The organism is Acidovorax sp. Leaf160, from assembly GCF_001424265.1.
In the GTDB taxonomy this organism is placed as follows: domain Bacteria; phylum Pseudomonadota; class Gammaproteobacteria; order Burkholderiales; family Burkholderiaceae_C; genus Paracidovorax.
The window spans coordinates 561,533-582,293 of record NZ_LMOV01000012.1; the positions used below are offsets into that span (position 1 = coordinate 561,533).

16 protein-coding genes are annotated in these 20,761 nt (G+C 68.1%); 15 read left to right on the forward strand and 1 reads right to left on the reverse strand.

What is annotated here, in order from left to right:
* The first annotated feature begins 53 nt into the window (after positions 1-53).
* The 5 genes from ASF94_RS09120 to ASF94_RS09140 all read left to right on the forward strand — a co-directional run bounded on the left by ASF94_RS09120 (position 54) and on the right by ASF94_RS09140 (position 5,900).
* Positions 54-1,574: a 3-hydroxyacyl-CoA dehydrogenase gene (locus ASF94_RS09120; protein WP_056664586.1), complete on the forward strand. Its 1,521-nt coding sequence runs from the start codon at positions 54-56 to the stop codon at positions 1,572-1,574.
* 26 nt (positions 1,575-1,600) lie between these two features.
* Positions 1,601-2,380: an oxepin-CoA hydrolase, alternative type gene (locus ASF94_RS09125; protein WP_056664589.1), complete on the forward strand. Its 780-nt coding sequence runs from the start codon at positions 1,601-1,603 to the stop codon at positions 2,378-2,380.
* 259 nt (positions 2,381-2,639) lie between these two features.
* Positions 2,640-3,359, forward strand: coding sequence for a Crp/Fnr family transcriptional regulator (locus tag ASF94_RS09130; RefSeq protein ID WP_056664592.1), 720 nt, complete (start codon positions 2,640-2,642; stop codon positions 3,357-3,359).
* A gap of 115 nt (positions 3,360-3,474) precedes the next feature.
* The gene (locus ASF94_RS09135) at positions 3,475-4,560 is read left to right on the forward strand and encodes a phosphotransferase (RefSeq protein WP_056664595.1); all 1,086 of its coding nucleotides are present in this window, start codon (positions 3,475-3,477) and stop codon (positions 4,558-4,560) included.
* 65 nt (positions 4,561-4,625) lie between these two features.
* Positions 4,626-5,900, forward strand: coding sequence for an acyl-CoA dehydrogenase family protein (locus tag ASF94_RS09140; protein WP_056664598.1), 1,275 nt, complete (start codon positions 4,626-4,628; stop codon positions 5,898-5,900).
* A gap of 177 nt (positions 5,901-6,077) precedes the next feature.
* Here ASF94_RS09140 and ASF94_RS09145 read toward each other — a convergent pair whose 3' ends face one another.
* Positions 6,078-7,556 carry a PLP-dependent aminotransferase family protein gene (locus ASF94_RS09145; protein ID WP_056664600.1) on the reverse strand — a complete coding sequence of 493 codons (1,479 nt, stop codon included), beginning with the start codon at positions 7,554-7,556 and terminating at the stop codon, positions 6,078-6,080.
* Positions 7,557-8,024: 468 nt separating this feature from the next.
* Between ASF94_RS09145 and ASF94_RS09150 the strand changes: the two genes are divergently transcribed.
* From ASF94_RS09150 to ASF94_RS09195, 10 genes are all read left to right on the forward strand, one after another.
* The gene (locus ASF94_RS09150) at positions 8,025-10,406 is read left to right on the forward strand and encodes a TonB-dependent siderophore receptor (RefSeq protein WP_056664602.1); all 2,382 of its coding nucleotides are present in this window, start codon (positions 8,025-8,027) and stop codon (positions 10,404-10,406) included.
* A gap of 94 nt (positions 10,407-10,500) precedes the next feature.
* Positions 10,501-12,249 carry an ABC transporter ATP-binding protein/permease gene (locus ASF94_RS09155; protein WP_056664605.1) on the forward strand — a complete coding sequence of 583 codons (1,749 nt, stop codon included), beginning with the start codon at positions 10,501-10,503 and terminating at the stop codon, positions 12,247-12,249.
* A gap of 52 nt (positions 12,250-12,301) precedes the next feature.
* The gene (trxA, locus tag ASF94_RS09160) at positions 12,302-12,634 is read left to right on the forward strand and encodes a thioredoxin (RefSeq protein ID WP_056664607.1); all 333 of its coding nucleotides are present in this window, start codon (positions 12,302-12,304) and stop codon (positions 12,632-12,634) included.
* A gap of 1 nt (position 12,635) precedes the next feature.
* On the forward strand, positions 12,636-15,443 hold the full coding sequence (locus tag ASF94_RS09165; protein ID WP_200933046.1) for a S9 family peptidase: 2,808 nt from the start codon (positions 12,636-12,638) through the stop codon (positions 15,441-15,443).
* Positions 15,443-16,603, forward strand: a complete 1,161-nt coding sequence (locus ASF94_RS09170) for a PLP-dependent cysteine synthase family protein (RefSeq protein ID WP_056664610.1) — start codon at positions 15,443-15,445, stop codon at positions 16,601-16,603. The genes ASF94_RS09165 and ASF94_RS09170 overlap by 1 nt, the downstream gene beginning before the upstream one ends.
* A 73-nt stretch (positions 16,604-16,676) precedes the next feature.
* Positions 16,677-17,408, forward strand: a complete 732-nt coding sequence (locus tag ASF94_RS09175) for an energy transducer TonB (RefSeq protein WP_056664613.1) — start codon at positions 16,677-16,679, stop codon at positions 17,406-17,408.
* A gap of 58 nt (positions 17,409-17,466) precedes the next feature.
* Positions 17,467-18,372 (forward strand): MotA/TolQ/ExbB proton channel family protein, encoded by a 906-nt coding sequence (locus ASF94_RS09180; RefSeq protein ID WP_056664616.1) that lies wholly within the window; start codon positions 17,467-17,469, stop codon positions 18,370-18,372.
* A 2-nt stretch (positions 18,373-18,374) separates the two neighbouring features.
* Positions 18,375-18,794 (forward strand): biopolymer transporter ExbD, encoded by a 420-nt coding sequence (locus tag ASF94_RS09185; RefSeq protein ID WP_056664619.1) that lies wholly within the window; start codon positions 18,375-18,377, stop codon positions 18,792-18,794.
* Between the two features lie 13 nt (positions 18,795-18,807).
* Positions 18,808-19,233: a biopolymer transporter ExbD gene (locus ASF94_RS09190; RefSeq protein WP_056664622.1), complete on the forward strand. Its 426-nt coding sequence runs from the start codon at positions 18,808-18,810 to the stop codon at positions 19,231-19,233.
* A 38-nt stretch (positions 19,234-19,271) separates the two neighbouring features.
* On the forward strand, positions 19,272-20,750 hold the full coding sequence (locus ASF94_RS09195) for a leucyl aminopeptidase (protein ID WP_056664625.1): 1,479 nt from the start codon (positions 19,272-19,274) through the stop codon (positions 20,748-20,750).
* Positions 20,751-20,761: the final 11 nt, after the last annotated feature.

A 20,761-nucleotide genomic window follows, 5' to 3' on the forward strand; every position in this document is an offset into this window, starting at 1 on the left:
TGCGTGATTCTTGCACAGGTCGCCCCTATGGGGCCCCTCCATAATGGCGCCCCATGACCAAGACATTCAGCACGGTGGGCCTTGTGGGAACGGGCGCCATGGGGCGCGGCATCGCGCAGATCGCTGCCCAGGCGGGCAGCCGGGTGAAGCTTTTCGACACTCGCCCAGGAGCCGCATCTGCGGCCCGCGAAGACCTGCGCCAGCAGTGGCTGCGCCTCGTGGCCAAGGGCCGCATCGAACAGGGCGACGCGGACCGCTGGCATGACCAGTTGGTCGCGGTGGACGGCCTGCCAGACCTGGCCGACGCGCAGCTGGTGGTGGAAGCCATCGTCGAGCAGCTCGATGCCAAGCGAGATCTCCTTCGTCAGTTGGAATCCATTGTTGCAGCAGATGCAGTGCTGGCAAGCAATACGTCCTCGCTTTCCATCACCGCCCTGGGTGCTGCACTGCAAAATCCTGAGCGGCTGGCGGGCTTTCACTTCTTCAATCCGGTGCCGCTGATGAAGGTGGTGGAGGTGATTGCAGGGCTGAAGACCGCCCCGGAGGTGACCACCCGGCTGTCCGAGTTCGCGCGGCAGATGGGACACACGCCGGTCAGCGCGCAGGACACGCCCGGCTTCATCGTCAACCATGCCGGCCGGGGCTTCGGCACCGAGGCGCTGCGGATCGTGAGCGAAGGCGTGACCGATTTCGCGACGGTGGACCGCGTCCTGCGCGACCAGGTCGGCTTCCGCCTGGGGCCTTTCGAGCTGATGGACCTGACGGCGCTCGACGTGTCCCACCCGGTGATGGAGTCGATCTACCACCAGTACTACGAAGAGGCGCGCTTTCGCCCCAGCGTCATCACCGCGCAACGCCTGGCCGGCGGCCTGCTGGGCCGCAAGACGGGCGAAGGCTTCTACCGGTACGCCGACGGCGTGGCGCAGCTGCCGGCCGAGTCGCCCGTGCCCCAGGTGGGCGAGATGCCGCCGGTGTGGGTGTCGCCGCGCGCCTCGCGCCGCGCGGAGCTCTACCAGTTGCTCAAGGACCTGGGCGCCCGCATCGAAACCGGCGCCTCGCCCTCCTCCACCGCCATCACGCTGGTGGCGCCGCTGGGCTTCGACGTGACCACGGTGGCCGTGGTCGAGCGGCTGGACCCCGCGCGCACCGTCGGCATCGACATGCTGGTGGACGATGCCGCCACCCGCCGCCGCGTGCTGGCCACCAACCCGGCCACGCGCAACGACATCCGCGACGCGGCGCATGCCCTCTTCGCCCGCGACGGCAAGGCGGTGAGCGTGGTCCGCGACAGCGGCGGCTTCGTCACGCAGCGCGTGGTGGCCACCATCATCAACATCGCCAGCGACATCTGCCAGCAGCGCGTGTGCACCCCCAAGGACCTGGAAACCGCCGTGACCCTGGGCCTGGGCTATCCGCTCGGCCCACTGGCCATGGGCGACCGCTGGGGGCCGACGAACATCCTCGAAGTGCTTTTCAACATGCAGACGGTGTATGGCGACACGCGCTACCGGCCGAGCCCCTGGCTGCGCCGCCGCGGCGCCATCGGCCTGAGCCTGACGCACGTCGAAGACTGAAACCCAGCCCACCCGCCCGCCCGCCCATGCCCGCAGAACTCCTCAGCACCAGCCAGGGCAAGACCCTGATCCTCACCCTGCGCCACCCGGATGCGCGCAACGCCTTCGACGAATCGCTCTATGCCGCTGGGGTGGAAGCGCTGAGCGTGGCCGAGCGCAGCGACGATGTGCGCAGCGTGGTCATCACCGGCGCGGACGGCGACTTCAGCGTGGGCACCCATCTGCAGCAACTGCAGGCCCGCCGGCAGCAGGGTGCCGAAGCGCAGGCGATGGCGGTCGAGGGCCTGCACAGCTGGATCGAGACGATCCGCACCTATCCCAAGCCCGTGATCGCGGCGGTCGAAGGTGCGGCCACCGGCAGCGGTTTCTCGCTCGCGCTGGCCTGCGACCTGCTGGTGGCTGCGCGCAACGCGGCATTCGCTTTCCCAAACAGCCGCATGGGCCTGTCGGCCGATGGCGGCGCTTCGTGGGCCCTGCCGCATTCCGTGCCACGGCAGCTGGCCTCCGAATGGCTGATGCTGGGCGAGCGCGTCGATGCCGAGCGCCTGCATGCGCTGGGTATCGTCAACCGTCTGGCCGAGCCGGGGCGCGCCCTGCACGAGGCGCTTGCGCTGGCCCAGCTGCTGAACGAACGCGCCCCCCACGCGCTGGCCAGCACGAAGGAGTTGCTGAGCGAAGCGCCCGCGCAGCCGCTCACGGCGCACCTGGCGGCGGAGCGCGACCATTTCGTGCGCAATGCCCAGCATCCGGCCACGGGCGAAGCCATCGCTACGTTCCTGGAAAAACGCCCGCACCGCTATCCATGAGATAGCGGAAAGCGCTTGACTGGCAAGCGCCTGAGGCTGATTCGGCTTGAACCGTTTCGCCGCCTGCTCTGAGCGGCCCGTCGCGCCGCGCGCGGCCGGCGGGCACGCCCAGGCCGCTGCGCAGCCGCGTCACCGCATCCCGTGCCGGCCCTTGCCGGCGCCTGTCTTGCCGCTTTGACACGCAAGTGACAACCCTCGCCAGGAGGGCCGGTCCCGCACGCGACAATGGCCTTCAGACCAGTCACGCAAACGACAGAACATGGACGACCCCATTCTTACCATCGACGAACGCGAGGCGATCAATACCGGTCGCTGGTTTTCCTCACTCTCTCCCTCACTTCGGCACGACATACTTCGATGCGCTTACGTCAAACGCTTCAAGGACGGTGGACTGATCGCCGCGCGCGGCGACCCGCCCGAGGAGTGGATTGCCTGTGCCAAGGGTGCGGTGCGCGTCAGCTCCACCTCCATCTCGGGCAAGCAGATCACGCTGACCTATGTGGAGCCGGGCATCTGGTTCGGCGACGTGGCGATATTCGACGGAGACCGGCGCACGCACGATGCCTATGCCCATGGCGACACGACGATCCTGTGCGTGGCCAAGGCCGACTTCCGCAAGATCCTGGGCCTGCACACCGAGCTGTACGAGGCCATGCTGCGGCTGCATGCGCGGCGCATTCGCCAGCTGTTCGGGCTGGTGGAAGACTTGAACACCCTGCCCCTGCGATCGCGGCTGGCCAAGCAGCTGCTGCACCTGGTGCGCAGCTACGGCATTCCCAGCCTGTCGCATGGCACCGAGATGCGGATCGGCCTGCAGCTGGCGCAGGAAGAGCTGGCCCAGCTGCTGGGCGCCTCGCGCCAGCGGGTGAACCAGGAGCTGAAGGCAATGGAGCGCGAGGACATCATCCGCATCGAGCCGGGCGGCCTGGTGGTGAGCGACCGCGACGCGCTGCTGCGCATCGCCGAGTCCGACACCTGAGCCGCGCCTTCCGCCCCGACGCCCCGGGGCCCGCCACGCCATGGGAGGGATCGCGCTGGCGGGGCAGCCCGAAGGGAGCGACCCCTTCCACAGCGTTAACAGGCCCTAGCCACCCATGAGCAACTTCGACCACTTCATCGGCACCCGCCCCGTCTCCGAGCAACATGCTTTCGACACGGGGGCGCTGCTCACGTGGCTGCAGGCGAACGTGCCGGGCTTCGCGGGCCCGCTCACGGTGGAGATGTTCAAGGGCGGGCAGTCCAACCCCACCTACAAGCTGGTCACGCCGGGCCAGAGCTATGTGATGCGGGCCAAGCCCGGCCCCGTCGCCAAGCTGCTGCCGTCGGCCCACGCCATCGAGCGGGAGTTCGCGGTGATGAGCGGCCTGGCGGGCACCGAAGTGCCCGTGCCGCGCATGTTCGCGCTGTGCGAGGACGAGTCGGTCATCGGCCGCGCCTTCTACGTGATGGAGTTCATGCAGGGCCGCGTGCTGTGGGACCAGTCCCTGCCCGGCATGGCGCCGGCCGAGCGCGCCGCGATCTACGACGAGATGAACCGCGTGATCGCGGCGCTGCACAGCGTGCCGTTCGCCGACCGCGGCCTGGCGGGATACGGCAAGCCCGGCAACTATTTCGACCGGCAGATCGGGCGCTGGAGCAAGCAGTACGTCGCCTCCATCACGCAGCCCATCGAGGCGATGGACCGGCTGATGGAATGGCTGCCCGCGCACATGCCGGCCAGCGCCCGCGACGAGCGGCGCGTCTCCATCGTGCATGGCGACTTCCGGCTCGACAACCTGATGTTCCACCCGACCGAGCCGCGCGTGATCGCCGTGCTGGACTGGGAGCTGTCCACCCTGGGCCATCCGCTGGCGGACTTCAGCTACCACTGCATGGCCTGGCACATACCGCCGGGCGCGTTCCGGGGCATCGGCGGGCTGGACCTGACCGGCCTGGGCATTCCCAGCGAGGACGAGTACATCCGCCGCTACTGCGAACGTACGGGCCAAGCCACGCCCGAGGAGCTGCGCCGCGACTGGAACTTCTACATGGCCTACAACCTGTTCCGCCTCGCCGCCATCCTGCAGGGCATCGCCAAGCGGGTCGAGGCAGGCACGGCCTCCAGCGCGCAGGCGCGCTCATCCGGCGAAGGCGCCCGTCCCCTGGCCGAAATGGCCTGGCGCTTCGCCCAGCAGGGCTGACCGCCCCCGCGCGCCCCGCCCACGGGGCACGCTCGCCCCGCCCCCCGATTTCAAACGGAGACCCCATGGACTTTGACTACTCCCCCAAAACGAAGGACTTGCAGGCGCGCCTGCTCAAGTTCATGGACGACCACGTCTATCCCGCCGAGCCCGCTTACGCCGCCGAACTGGCCGCCAACACCGCCGCCGGGCGCCGCTGGACCGCGCTGCAGACCATCGAAGACCTGAAGCCCAAGGCGCGCGCCGCGGGCCTCTGGAACCTGTTCCTGCCCGTGGACAGCGCCGCTGCGTCGGGCTACGACGGTGCGGGCCTGACCAACCAGGAGTACGCCCCGCTCGCCGAGATCATGGGCCGCGTGCCATGGGCCAGCGAGGTGTTCAACTGCTCTGCGCCCGACACCGGCAACATGGAAACCATCGCCCGCTACGGCAGCGAGGAGAACAAGCAGCGCTGGCTCAAGCCGCTGCTGGAAGGCAAGATCCGCTCGGCGTTCGCCATGACGGAGCCCGCCGTCGCCTCCAGCGACGCCACCAATGTCGAGACACGCATCGAACGCCAGGGCGACGAATACGTCATCAACGGCCGCAAGTGGTGGATTTCGGGCGCGGCCGACCCGCGCTGCGCGGTCTTCATCACCATGGGCAAGACCGACCCCGATGCCCCGCGCCATTCGCAGCAGAGCATGGTGCTGGTTCCGGCCGACACTCCCGGCATCACTGTGCTGCGTCCGCTGAACGTGTTCGGCTACGACGACGCCCCGCACGGCCACGTCGAGATGACCTTCGAGAACGTGCGCGTTCCGGCCGGCAACATCCTGCTGGGCGAAGGCCGCGGCTTCGAGATCGCCCAGGGCCGCCTGGGCCCCGGCCGCATTCATCACTGCATGCGCCTGATCGGCCTAGCCGAGCGCGCGCTGGAGCTGATGTGCAAGCGCGCCTCCTCGCGCGTGGCCTTCGGCAAGACGGTCGCGCAGCAGACGGTGACGCAGGAGCGCATCGCCGAAGCCCGCTGCAAGATCGACATGGCCCGCCTGCTCACGCTGAAGGCCGCCTGGCTGATGGACATGGCCGGCAACAAGGTCGCGCGCACCGAGATCGCGATGATCAAGGTGGTCGCACCCAGCATGGCCTGCCAGGTGATCGACTGGGCCATGCAGGTGCATGGCGGCGGCGGCATGTGTGACGACTTCCCGCTCGCCTACGCCTACGCCAACGCCCGCACGCTGCGCTTTGCCGACGGCCCGGACGAAGTGCACCGCAACGCCATCGCTAAGTGGGAATTGGGCAAGTACGGCAGCTACGGACGCGACGCCGGCGTGCCGGTCACCCGGGGCGGCTAGGCCACAACGCCAGGGGGAGAGGGCCCCGCGCGCGGGTCTCTCCCATTACTCCAGGCAATCCCATGCGCCATGCGCCATGCGGAGGATGGCTCGCCGGGCCAGAGACTTCGCCCGCCGGCGTGAGCGCGCTGCTCCGGTGCGGCCGCCGGAGCTACCGCCTGGGGCCGGCGCGCTCGTTCACGCGCCCGCTGCGGGATGGCTTCGCGATGCCACCTGATCGACGGCGGCAGCGATCCGATCGAGCATCGCATCGTCGGTCCGCGCGATGTTGAGACGCACGCGCGCATTCCCGGTGTGGCTCACGAAAACGATCTCGCTGGCGACCCTCACGCCGTCCGCGCGCAGCACCTCCCAGACACCCTGGGCATCCACACCATCGCCGAGCGACACCCAGAGGTACATGCCTGCCCCGGCGTCCCCGGCCTGCCAGCCCCGGGCCCGGATTTTTGCCAGCAGCGCCTTGCCGCTTGTGGCCAGCTTCTTGCGCAGCTTCTCGCAATGCACCTCGTAGCCGCCTTCGACGAGCGCGTGGTGCACGACCTGGTCGGAGAGCAGCGACGAATGGATGGAGCCGACCGATCGCCTCAGCAGCATGGGCTCCAGACGCTGTCCGCTGGCCGCCAGGAACCCGGCCCGCAGGCCGGGCGAGAGGGTCCTGGAAAAGCTGCCGATGTGGATGACGCGCTCGAAGTGGTCGAGGGCGGCCAGACGTGTGACAGCGCCCTGCTGGGCGCGCGGGAGCAGATCGCCGTAGGAATCGTCGTCCACGATCCAGAAATCGTGTTGCTCGGCAAGCTTGAGCAGTTGGTGGGCCTTGCGCGGCGACATGCTCGTGCAGGTGGGGTTCTGCAGTACCGAACTGCAGAAGAACGCCTTGGGCCGGTACTTCTCGGCCAGTTCCGCGAGTTGCTCCAGATCGGGGCCGTCGTCCAGGCGGCGAACGCGCAAGATCCAGAGGCCGCTGGCCAGGAGCCGCTGGGTGTGGATGAAGGGGCCCGGCTCCTCCACCAAAACGTACTGGGCGGGGTAGAGGAACGACCAGACGACCAGGTCCAGCGCATCGGTGGCACCGGCGGTGGTCACGATCTGGTCGGCCGTGGCATGGATGCCGGCCCTGTGAAGCCGCGCTGACAGGGCTTCGCGCAGCGGCAACCACCCCCGTCCATCGGCGTATTCGAACAGGCTCGTGGGCGGCCGGGCAGCCAGTGCCTGCATGGCACCGGACAGCATTTCGGTGCCGATCCACTCGGCGGGCAGCGTTCCGAGCGCAGACGCGCCATAGGGGCTTCTGGCATGCAACAGATGGTCCCAGGTGTAGGGCGCCGGCGGCGCGCTCCAAGGATGCGACTCCGCGGGCTTGCCCACCTGCAGCGCCTGTGGCGACACATAGAAACCCGAACCACGGCGTGCTTCCAGATAACCGGCAGCCGTCAGCTTGTCGTAGGCGCGCAACACGGTTTCATTGCTGATGCCCATCTCGGCCGCCATCGCCCGCACCGACGGCAATCGCGCGCCGAGATCCAGCGTCCGGTTTTCGACGCGACCCTTGACGTCTTCGAAGATGCGGTCGATCAGAGCTCCGTTGGCGCGGGGAACGGAGGAGGCTGCCTGTTTCTTGGCGCGGGTATCGAACTTCTGCGAAGGGGTGGGTGCCATGGAGGATGCGCGTGTCGGACGGACTTGAAGAAGGCGGCCACGGATGATAGACCGCCTCGAACGCAGCACCTCCGCGCGCCATGAATTGATACATACAGCCCTGAGGAATCTCCAGGGCAGCGCCGCCCCTGCCCAGCAAACGTCGCAGGGCACCGTCCTGGGGCATGCCCGTCGTGCCGATGCACCTCCATGCGACCGAGGAGGGGGTCGCTCCCCTACCAGGTGCATGCACATCGTGGCTTTACGAACCGGTCCTCGGTGTAATCCCCGATCCTGGGGTGGAAAAGGCGTGCAAGAATTCAACTGTACCAAACACTTTTAAAGTGACAACGTCACGACAATAGCCGTGGCGGCGCCCAAAAGGCTCGCGAAGGCTTAGCCAAGCAAGCCGCGCAAAAGGCGTATGGAACACTAATTGCATCTGTTGAGAGCGATTTCGCTAACCACGTGCCCCCAGAGGATTCCGCCATGCCGTTCACCAAGTCCCCGATGCTCCGCCCGGCCCCTTTCCGCTCCACCGCGGTGTGTGCCGCACTCGCACTCGCCCTTCCGGCGGCCGTGCATGCCCAGCAGGCAGGGCCCGCCCCTGCCACCGCTCAAGCCGTGTCGGAGGGCACGGAGTTCAATATCCCTGCAGGGCCTCTCTCTGCCACCCTGCAGGCCATCGCGAAAACCAGCGGAAAGCGTGTCCAGTTCGAAGAGGCTGACGTTCAAGGACTCAAGGCTCCCGCCATCTCCGCGAAAACCAGCTCGCAAGGCGCCATCCAGGCCGCCATCTCCGGCAGCGGCCTGACCATGAATACCGGCCCGGACGGTTCGATCCGCGTGTTCGTGCAGCAACTGGCGGCAGTGGCCGTCACCGCCAAGCGCGACGAGGCGGAAACCGGTTTCCGCGCCTCCAGTTCCTCCACCGCGACGCGCGGCGGCGCCGACCTGCTCGACGTGCCGCAGTCGGTCACGGTGCTGACGGCCAAGGTGCTGGAGACCCAGCAATCCGCCTCGGTCGAAGATGCACTCAGGAACGTGGCGGGCGTGGTGACGATACCGGCCACGCAGGGCGGCAGCGGGTTCAACATCCGCGGCTTCGCAACGACCGCCGCCACGCTTTCCAATGGATTGACCGATCCCGACTCCTATAAGACCAACATCGCCGGCGTGGAGCGCATCGAGATCCTCAAGGGACCGCAGGCCCTGCTCGCCGGCGCGAACAGCCTCGGCGGCACCTTGAACATCGTCACCAGGAAGCCGACGACCGAGCGCATCCGCGACGTGTCGGTCAGCTACGGCAGCCACGCCGAACGCACGGGAACCATCGACCTCGCGGGTGCCATCAACGACAGCAAGGAGTTCAGCTACCGCGTGATCGGATCGGCCACGCGCGCCAACGGCAGCGACGCGGGCTACGACGGCCGCTCGCAGGACTATGGATTGGGAGAACTGCGCTGGAAGAATGCGGACACGGACGTCATCTTCGGCGCATCGGCCTCCAAGACACACACGCCCCTGGGCCGGTACACGGTCGCGATCCGGGGCTTCATCGAACCGGTTCCGTCCACCCTGCCCGGCAACCGAAGCGATGGCGTGGATACCGAAACCCACTCGGTGTTCTACACGCTGCAGCATTCGTTTTCCGACAAGCTGCAGTTCACCAGCCGCATGCAGCGCGCCAGCACCGATCAGGATCTGAACCTGTGGACGCCCCAGTTCCCGGTCAGCGTTCCCAACCTGCTGCTGAGCTACAGCGGCACGATCAACCGCTCGAACCAGACCACGACGAGCGGCGACCATTACCTGAGCTACAAGTTCAAGACCGGGCCGCTGGACCAGAACCTCGTGGCAGGTGTCAACCATACCGACTATTCGTACGACCTGACCCAGTACACGGGCCCCAGGGTGTCCGTGCCGTTCAGCCAGCCCACGCAATACCCCTTCCCGGCGCTCGAGCGCAGCGATGCCAGCCGGTCGTTCGGCAGCTACGCGCCGCAAACCCAGCGCGGCCTCTACGTCCAGGACACGGTGAAATGGGACAAGTGGACGCTGGTGGCAGGCCTGCGCCACTCGAGCATGGACCTCGGCCCGGGCAGCACCGTCGTGTACGCGACACCGCCCACGACGACCACGTCCGCCCAGAGATCGTTCAGCAAGAACACCGTCAATGCCGGGCTGATCTACAACCTGGACTGGAACACGTCGATCTACGGCAGCTATGCTGAAGGCTTCACCCCGCTTTTCTCGGACCTGTCCATCTGCGGCACCAACTCGACTGCGACCCCGCCCACCCTGTCGAAGAGCAAGGAACTGGGCATCAAGAGCAACGTGGACGACCGCTTCTCCTGGTCGGCCGCCGTGTTCCAGCTCGATCAGACCAACCTCCTGCGACGCAACCGCCCGCTCAACTGCAATGACCTGATCGACGGGCAGAGATCCCAGGGCGTGGAACTAGAGGCGTCGGGCCAACCCATGCGCGGGCTCAACCTGATCTTCAACTACTCCTACAACAAGCGCAAAAGCCTGTCGGATCCTACGGCACGGCCCGGCCTGGGCCCCGACAGCCAGGCCAGCGTGTGGAGCACCTACGACTTCCAGTCGGAGCCACTGCGCGGCGTGGGCCTCGCCTTCGGCATCAGTGCCTGGGGCGATTCCCGCATGGGATTCACCGACTCGGCCACGCGCCTGCCGGGTGGCGCCCGTATCGACGCCGGAATCTCCTACACGCAGCCCGAATGGTCGCTGCGGCTGGGCGTGAAGAACCTGGCGGACCGCACGCTGTACGCGACCACGTCCTCCACCATGTACGTGCCCCTCTACGACAGGCGCACGTACACGCTGACCTACCAGCACAAGTTCTGAGGCTTCTTTCACCAGGAGGGCGCGCGGCAACGCCGCGCTGCCCTGCCCGCCCGCCCTGCCAGCGGCCGCATCCATTCCGAGGTTCTATCCGTTCATGAGCGCCCACAGCCACCGTCCCCGACTGCGCGACCTGATCCTGCCCTACTGGACTTCGCGCGAGAGCTGGCGCGGCTGGATCCTGCTCGCGATCAAGCTGACGCTCATGTTCACCAGCGTCTACCTGGCTATCTGGAGCAACAAGCTCCAGGGCCTGGTGGTGGACGCCCTGGTGAAGCGGGAGTGGGACGGCATCTGGCACAGCCTGGGCCTGTCCTGGGTGGCCGGCATGTTCACCATGCTGGTGTCGATGGTGCTTCTCTTCGTGGTGGGGGAGTTGATCCAGTACGAATGGCGCACCGCCATGACGCGCCGCTACCTGGCGGCCTGGACGGAGCGGCGCGCGTACTACGCGATCGAGCGGGACGGCCGCCTGAGCAACACGGACCAGCGCATTTCGCAGGACGTGCCCCGCTTCATCGAACTCACGCTGTTTCTGTTCCTCAATCCGATCCACGTGCTGGTCTCGGCCATCTCGTTCACCGTCGTGCTCTGGAATCTTTCCGGCACGCTGCAGTTCACGCTGTGGGGCATCGATTTCTCGATCCCCGGGTACATGGTCTATCTGGTGTATGCGTACTCGGCCGGCGCCCTGCTGGTGTCGCACCTCACCGGGCGCCCACTGATCCATCTGTTCAACCTGCGCCAGACCGTGGAGGCCAACTTCCGCTACCGCGGCATGCAGTTGCGCGAGAACGCCGAGCAGATCGCCTTCTACGACGGCGGCGCGCAGGAGCACAAGCGCCTGGACGATTCGTTCGAAGAGGTGCGCGCCAACTGGCGGGACATCATCGTTCGCAATGCCAAACTGATCCTGGCGCGCGAGACCTACACCCACACCTTCTCCACCCAGCTCCTGCCGACGGCCGCGGCACTGCCGCGCTACCTCTCCGGCGCCATCACCCTGGGCGACGTGACGCGCGTGGGCGGCGCCTTCACCGCCGTCAGCAGCAGCCTGGTCTTCTTCAGCCACGCCTACGTCACCTTCACCGAGTGGTGGGCGCTCGGCAACCGGCTGCGCGACCTGCTGGGCGCGCTCGAGGAAGCGAACGAGCGGCCGGCGGGTATCCAGGTCTCCCGCACGCCCGAGCCCGCCATCGAGGCGCATGACGTCGCGCTGCAAAAGCCCGACGGTGCACCGCTCGCCGCGATTCCCCCCCTGCACATGCGCAAAGGCGAACGCTGGCTGGTGCGCGGCGCCTCGGGCGCGGGCAAGAGCACGCTGCTGCGCGCCGTGGCCGGCATCTGGCCCTACGGCGAGGGAGAAATCCGCCAGCCCGGAGACGGCCGGATGATGTTCCTGCCGCAGCGCAGCTACATCCCCCAGGGCACGCTGAAGGCAGCGCTGTGCTACCCAGGCCAGCCCGAGGATTTCGACGACGGACGCGTGCGCGAAGTGCTCCACGAGGTCCGCTTGCCGGCGCTAGCCGACCGGCTCTACGAGAGCGACCGCTGGCAGCACAAGCTCTCCGGCGGCGAGCAGCAGCGGCTGGCGATCTGCCGTGCTCTGCTGCACCGGCCCGACTACCTCTTCCTGGACGAGGCGACCAGCGCGCTCGACCCCGACACCGAGCGGGCGCTCTACCAGGCCCTGGTGCATGCGCTGCCTGACAGCACCCTGATCAGCGTGGCGCACCGCGAATCGCTGACCGCCTACCACGACCACGTGCTGGACCTCACGCCGAAGCGCAGCGAAGACGCAGGCCAGGGCGGCAGCGGCTCCTGGCCCTTCCCGGTCCACGCCTGAATCCACCGGCCCCATTCCCATCCACTTTCCGACCCCTTACAGAAACCGAACCATGTCCTCCAACGTCATCCCGCTCACCAACGCGACCTTCGCAGAACACGTCCTCCAATCCTCCGGCCCTGTCCTGGTGGACTTCTGGGCCGAATGGTGCGCACCGTGCAAACAGCTGCTGCCCATCGTGGACGACATCGCCGAGGAATACGCCGGCGAAGCCCGCATCTGCAAGATCAACGCGGACGAAAACAAGGAAACCATGCAGCAATTCCAGGTGCGCGGCTTGCCCACCATGATCCTCTTCGTGGACGGCAAGGAAAAGGCCCGCCTGGTGGGCCTCGTCTCCAAGACGCGTATCGCCCAGGTCATCGACGAAGCCCTGGAAGCCTGACATGACCCTGCACGCATACCATGGCGACCCGCAACTGCGCCAGCAGGTGATCGACCAACTGCAATCCCTGGAAAAGGCCGGCCGATGGGAGCACAGGCCCCTCTACTGGAACGGCGACGTCGGCAGCTTCGTCGGCAGCCTGCTGCGAGGCGATGACCTGGACCGCTGGGAAGCCGATTACGGCCTGCCGAAGTGGCTCGCCCTCACGATCGATTCGATGGTCGCCGCCAATTCGACGCTCGGCGTCTCCTGGGGCATCCACCTGATGCAAGGCATTCAGCCCGGCATGGCGATGGACACGGTGGGTAGCCGCAGCCTGCTGGAACTGCTCAAGGGCAAGACCCTCGGGCTGAACGGCCTGGAGGCGGCAGCGGGTTTGTCCGAGGCGCTGGACGGCGTGGCCGCGCTGCATGCGGCACGTCTGGCGGGCCAGGACATCGACAACGCCAGCTGGCGCAAAGCCCGCCGCGAAGCGGTTGCGCAAACCAACGCCCAGACGCCCGAGTCCGTGGCCGCATCCGTGGGTACGTGCATCGAGTCCGCTGCCTGGGACCCGATGCAGTCCCGCAGCGCCGTGTCGGACACGCTGCGTGGCTGGATGAACGCGCACATCGCCGCGAACATGGCCCTCTATCCCTGGGGCAAGGCGGACGACGAAGAGATGAAGCAGTTGCTGGAAGCCCTCCATGCGGAAGACATGGTCGGCCGCGAGCCAGGGGCAACCGACTACACCAATGTCTTCCTGCTGCTGGAGCAAAAGCATCCCGAGAAAGCCAAGCGGCTGAGGGCTTTCTACCGGTACCAGAGGAGCCAGTACGGCAAGCAATGGCGCCGGGCAGCCGTGGCGATGCAGAGCATCCTGCATGCGGCCGACGGTGACGCGGCCGCAGCGCTCATCCCCCGCAAGCACCTGTTCGCCAACCCGGCACGCGCGGCCATGAGCATCAGCCCGGACGGCCAGTGGCTGGCCTGGCTGGCCGACGGCGATGGCGTGATGAACATCTGGGCCGCTCCCAGCAGCAACCCGCACGCGGCCCGGCAGATCACCCACGACACGCGGCGCGGCATCCAGAGCTTCAACTGGACCTACGTTCCGGGCATGCTGCTGTTCTCGCAGGATCGCGATGGCGACGAGAACTTCCAGCTCTTCGGCGCCGACCTCGCAGACGGTTCCCTGCGCGCCCTGACGCCCGCCGCGCCCGGCGTGCGCACCGGCGTGCAGAGCATCAGCCGGCAACGGCGCGAGGAGATCGCGATCGTCTCGAACGCGCGGGACGCACGCTTCTTCGACGTGCACGTGCTGCACCTGCGCACCGGCGACATGCAGTGCGTGCAGCAAAACACGGGCTTCGCCGGCTTCCTGCTGGACGACCAGTACGAAGTGCGGCTGGCCGTGCGCAACACCCGGGACGGCGGCAGCGAATGGCTGCGGCGCGATGCAGCGGGAGCCTGGCAGCCCTGGCAGGTCTTCTCGGCAGAAGACGGGCGCAGCTCGGGCCCGTCCCACTTCGACGTCGAGGGCCGCACGCTCTACGCCTACGACAGCCGCGGGCGCGACACCGCCGCGTTGGTCACGATCGACTGGGAAACGGGTGCTGCCACCGTGCTGGCCGAAGACCCGCGCGCCGACATCGGCGGCATGATCACCGACGCCGCGAGCTATCGACCCCTGGCCTACGGCGTGACCTACGAGCGCTTCAAGCTGCACGTGCTGGACGATGCCATCGCGCGGGACATCGAAACGCTCGACGGCCATGCCGGAGACGGCGAATGGCGCCTGACCTCGCGCACCGAAGACGACCAGCAATGGGTCGTCGCCCTGTCGTCCGACACCCGGCCGTCCTCCACGTGGCTGTACGACCGCAAGGCGAACGTGATGCGGCACCTGATGGATCTGCGGCCCGAACTCACCTGGGCTCCGCTCTCGCGGATGCAGCCGGTGGTCATCCCGGCGCGCGACGGCCTCTCGCTGGTGTCCTACCTCACGGTGCCCATGGGCTCCGAGGCGGGCGACCTGCGCACGACCGCGCCGCTGCCGCTGGTGCTGCTGGTGCATGGCGGCCCCTGGTCGCGCGACGGCTTCGGCTTCAACTCCATGCACCAGTGGCTCGCCAACCGGGGTTACGCCGTGCTGAGCGTCAATTTCCGTGGCTCGACCGGCTTCGGCAAGCGCTTCGTCAACGCGGCGGACGGCGAATGGGGCCGCAAGATGGACGAAGACCTGGAAGATGCGGTGGCCTGGGCCGTGGAACGCGGCGTCGCCGACCCCCAGCGCCTGGCCATCTTCGGGGCCAGCTACGGCGGCTATGCGGTTCTGTCGGCCCTCACGCGGTATCCATCGCGCTACGCCTGCGGCATCGACGTGGTGGGCCCGTCCAACCTGGAAACGCTGCTGGCTTCCATTCCTGCCTACTGGGAGGCAGACCGCGTGCGCCAGCACCGTGCGATGGGTAACCCCGGCACCCCGGAGGGGCTGGCCCAGCTGCGCGACCGCTCTCCGCTGCACCGCGCCGCGCAGATCCGCGTTCCGCTGCTCATCGCCCAGGGCGCCAACGACCCGCGCGTGAAGCAGGCGGAATCCGAGCAGATGGTCGCCGCCCTGCGGCAGAGCGGCATCGCGGTGACGTATGCGCTTTACACGGACGAAGGCCACGGCTTCGTGCGGGAGGCCAACCGCATGTCGTTCAACGCGCTGTGCGAAGACTTCCTGGCCCGGCATCTGGGAGGACGCGCCGAGCCCTGGTCGGGCACGGACTATCCGGGCCACTCGCTGCAACTGGCGGAACACGCCGCACGCCAGGTCGCATGATGGACGCCGCCGCTTTGCCCCTGCAAGCCCCCCTGCCCGGCAGCCAACGCACCCGGCAGCGCGCCTGGGAGGCCGAGTGCATTGCCCGGATCGAGGCGGACTTCAGCCGCTCGGCCGACACGCACCTGATTCCGGTGCCGCTGCCCGGCTACCCGGGCATCGACGCGTACTTCAAGGACGAATCGAGCCACCCGACCGGCAGCCTGAAGCACCGCCTCGCGCGGTCGCTGTTCCTTTATGCGCTTTCCAACGGCTGGCTGCGCGAGGGCGCGCCGGTGATCGAGGCATCCAGCGGATCGACGGCAGTGTCGGAGGCGTACTTCGCGCGCCTGCTAGGGCTGCCGTTCATCGCCGTCGTGCCGGCCTCCACGTCGCCCGAGAAGATCGCGGCGATCGAATTCCACGGCGGGCGCTGCCATCTCGTGCAGCGGGCCTGCGACCTGCACGCGGCGTCGCTCGTGCTGGCGCGGGAGAGCGGCGGCCATTTCATGGACCAGTTCGTCTACGCCGAGCGGGCCACGGACTGGCGCGCCAACAACAACATCGCCGAATCCATCTTCCGCCAGATGCAGCGGGAGCCCCATCCCGTGCCCGAGTGGATCGTGTGCAGCCCCGGCACCGGCGGCACCTCCTCCACGCTGGGCCGGTACGTGCGCTACCGGCAGCATCCCACCCGCATCCTCTGCGCAGATCCGGAGACGTCGGTGTTCTTCGACTACTACGCCGGCGTGCAGCGCGGCCAGGCCGATCTGACGATGACCGAAGCCCAGGGCTCGCGCATCGAAGGCATCGGCCGCCCGCAGGTCGAGCGCAGCTTCATCGCCCACTGCGTCGATGCCATGGTCAAGGTGCCCGATGCCTTGTCGCTGGCGGCCATGCGGCACGTTTCGCAGGTGCTGGGCCGGCGCGTAGGCGGCTCCACCGGCACCAATTTCATCGGCCTGCTGTACGCGGCCCAGCAGATGGCTGCCGAGGGCCGTACCGGCTCGATCGTTTCGATCCTCTGCGACAGCGGCGAGCGCTATGCCCGCAGCTACTACGACAGCGGCTGGTACGAGCGCAGCGGCATCGACATCGCCACGGCGGACCGGCAGTTGCGTTCCTTCCTGGGCGGCGCGCCGGTCGCGGCGGCGCTGCGCCGCGCCGCAGCGGCTGCATGACCGATCCCGGCAGCATCGTCATCTTCGCAAAGCCACGAGCGTCCCTAGACACCGCACAGCAAGGCCGGACACCATGAACAGAAAGCCCCCGAAGAAAGAACTGCGCGACCGAGTGCCAGGTCTGGCGGCCGTCGTCGCCCTGCACCTAGGCCTGGCCTACGTGCTGGTGACCAGCACCGACCTGCTACCCAAGAAAGAGCCGGAAAAGGATGCGCTGCTGGTGACGCTGATGGCCGAAAAGCGCGCGGAGCCGCTCATCCAGGCACCGCCGCCGGCACCGACGCCCCCACCGCCACCCACGCCCAAGCCCCCGCCGCCAGCGCCGACGCCACCGCCTCCTGCGCCCAAGCCGCCGCCCCGGCCTGCGCCGGAGCCCAGGCCGGCCCCGGTGGTGCCGCCAGCTCCGCCCGTGCCACCCGCACCGGCAGAGCCTCCCGCACCCGCGCCAGCGCCCGTGCCTGCACCGGCGCCTGCCCCCGTGGCCGCGCCAGTTGCCCCGGCCCCCGCACCGGCACCAGCAGCGGCTCTGCCCGTGATGGCTTCGGTCGAACTGGTCTGCTCCAACTACGCCGCCGTCCGCGATGCGGTCGGCTATCCGTCGCGCGCACGCCGCCAGGGCCTGGAAGGCACGGTGGTGGCCGAATTCAACGTGTCGCCCAGCGGTTCGGTGCAGGACCTGCGCATCGCCAGCTCCAGCTCGGAAATCTTCAACGGGCCGGTGCTGGAAGCCATGCGCGATCTGCGCTGCGCCGGCCAGGGCCAGCCCGTGCGGGTGCGCGTTCCATTCAGTTTCCGCCTGAACTAGCCCTGCCCCGCACATTCCTTCGTCCACCCGTTTCCCGCACAGACCACCGGAGAGCACCATGTCCCAACGCCCGTTCCACACCACGTTCCTGCGCGGCCTCGTCGCCGCTCCGCTCGTCGCCCTGTCGCTGCTGGCAGCCCCGCTGGGCGCCGTCGCACAGACTTCGGCAGCGACCAGCCCTCCCGCAGCAGCAGCGCAGAGCGCACAGCCCGGCGGAGATGCCTCCGCTGCCAGCGCTGTGCCCTCACCCGCCGCCGCCACGGCGCAAGCCGCCCCGCGCAAGGCCAGCGAAGACAACCCCTATGGCTTCAAGGCGATGTGGGAGCACGGTGACATGGTGTCCCGCGGCACCCTGTTCATCCTGCTGATCATGTCTGCCACCAGCTGGTACGTGATCGTCTCCAAGCTGCTGGAGCAGCGCCGCGTGCACCGCCACGCCCAGCTGGTGCAGCTCGACTTCTGGCGCCAGAGCGACCTGCGCGGCGCCGCCAAGGCCCTGCCTGATGCCAGCGTGTTCCGCTACGTGGCCGAGTCCGGCCTCGTCGCCCAGCAGCAATACGAAGGCCCGCTCACCCAGCAGGTGGACCGCAACAGCTGGCTGAGCCAGTCGATCATGCAGGCCATCGACGCGATCGGAGAGCGGCTCCAGAGCGGGCTGGCAGTGCTGGCCACCGTCGGCTCGACGGCACCGTTCGTGGGCCTCTTCGGCACCGTGTGGGGCATCTATCACGCGCTCACGGCCATCGGCCTGGCCGGCCAGGCCAGCATCGACAAGGTGGCCGGCCCCGTGGGCGAGGCGCTCATCATGACCGCCATCGGCCTGGCCGCCGCCGTGCCTGCCGTGCTGGGCTACAACTGGCTGGTGCGCCGCAACAAGGCGGCTCTGGACGAGGTGCGCGACTTCGGCACGCATCTGCACACGGCCCTGCTCGGCGGCAAGCCCGCCATCACGCTGGAGGCCTGACCATGGCGATGAACGTCGGCCAGGACGACGGCGATCCGCTGGTCTCATCCATCAACACCACGCCGCTGGTGGATGTGATGCTGGTGCTGCTGATCATCTTTCTGATCACCATCCCCGTGGCCACGCACACGGTTCCGGTCGCCCTGCCCAAGGAGACCAACGACCCGCGGCAGGCGAAGGTGGACGACATCAACCTGTCGGTCACCCGCGACGGAACCATCTACTGGAACGCGTCGCCCATCAGCCCGCAGACGCTGCAGCAGCGCCTCTCCGACGCCGCCTCGCGCAAGCCCCAGCCCATGGTGCAGGTCTATGGCGACGCCTCGGCCACCTATCTTCCGGTGGGCCGCATCGTGCGGGCGGCGCAGGACGCCGGCATCCAAAAGCTCGGCTTCGTGACAGAGCCGGTCCACAACCCCTGAACGGAGAACCGCCATGGCATTGCCGAGACGGGGCAAAAAGCAAGACGCCGCCCTGATGATGGAGATCAACACCACGCCGCTGATCGACGTGATGCTGGTGCTGCTCATCATGCTGATCATCACCATCCCGATGCAGCTGCACACGGTCGAGCTGGATCTGCCCGTGCCCGCCGACAGCCCGCCGCCGCCGCCCAAGGAGCCGCGCATCGTGAGCATCGGTATCGGCCCACAGACCGCCATCCAGTGGAACGGCCAGACCATCGATCTGACCGTGCTCAATGAGCGGCTCGCCGCCGCGGCTATCCAGCCCGACCAGCCCGAACTGCATGTGCGCCCCGACGCGCTGGCCAGCTACTCCACCGTGGTGCATGTGATGGCTTCCATCAAGCAGCGTGGGCTGACCAAGGTCGGGCTGACCGGCCAGGAACAGTTCAACTGACCGTTGAAAAAGACAAGCACAAGCAAAGCATCTCTTCCATGAAATTCCAACTGCAAACTTTTGCCAACCCTGCCCGGCTGCTGGAAGCCGATTGCGACTGCCTGGTGGTGGGCTTCGGCGGCCAGAAGCTCAAGGGCCTGGCCAAGGCCATCGACCAGGCCACCGGCGGCCTGCTGGCACGGCTGCGCGGCGAGGGCGAAATCACCGGCAAGGCGGGCCAGACCCTGCTGCTGCAGGCCGTGTCCGGCCTGAAGGCACGTCGCCTGCTGCTGGTGGGCACCGAGCCGCCCGCCACCGGCTCCGGCCCCGATGCCGCAGCCCTGGCGCGCGCCGCCGCCAAGGCCCTGGCCGCCACCCGCGCCGCGCACGTGATCTGGGCGCTGGGCGAGGATGAAGGCGCCTGGACACACGCCCTGCTGGAGATGCAGCAGGCCGACTACCGCTTCGACGCCTATCGCACGGGCGAGCAGCCCCCGGCCCCGCCCGAGCGCACGCTGAGCTTTGCCACGGCGGACGACAAGCGCCACGGCGCCATGCACGCCCGCCTGGCGCAGGCGCAGGCCATCGCCCATGGCGTGGCGCTGACGCGCGATCTGGGCAACACGCCGCCCAACATCTGCACCCCCGCCTATCTGGCCGACGTGGCCGGCACGCTGGCCAAGGACTGGGGCCTGGAAGTGGAAGTCCACGACCGCGCCGGCATCGAGGCGCTGGGCATGCAGTCGTTCCTCGCCGTGTCCCAGGGCTCGACGCAGGAGCCGCGCCTGATCGTTCTGCGCTACCAGGGCGACAAGGCCAAACGCGCGCCGGTGGCGCTGGTCGGCAAGGGCGTGACCTTCGACTCGGGCGGCATCTCCATCAAGCCCGCCGAGGCCATGGACGAGATGAAGTACGACATGTGCGGCGCCGCCAGCGTGCTGGGCACGCTGCGCGCCTGCGCCGAGATGCGCCTGAAGATCAACCTGGTGGGTGTCATCGTGGCTTGCGAGAACATGCCCGCAGGCAACGCCCTCAAGCCGGGCGACGTGGTCCGGTCGCTGAGCGGGACCACCATCGAAGTGCTGAACACCGACGCCGAAGGCCGCCTGATCCTCTGCGACGCACTCACCTACGCCCAGCAGCGCTTCCAGCCCGATGAAACCATCGACATCGCCACGCTCACCGGCGCCTGCGTGATCGCGCTGGGACATGTGCGCAGCGGGCTCTACGCCAACGACGACGGGCTGGGCCAGGCGCTGCTGGCGGCGGGCGACAAGGTCTCCGACCCGGCCTGGCGCATGCCGCTGGATGCGGCCTATCACGAGTCGATCAAGTCGCGCGTGGCAGACCTGGCCAATATCGGCGGGCGTGCGGGCGGCAGCGTGACGGCGGCCTGCTTCCTTTCGCGCTTCGTGCAAGGCCGCTGGGCGCACCTGGACGTCGCCGGCACCGCCTGGAAAAGCGGTGCCGACAAGGGCGGCACGGGCCGCCCGGTGCCCCTGCTGGCGCAATACCTCATCGACCGCGCCGCATCGTGAGCCCACCCTAC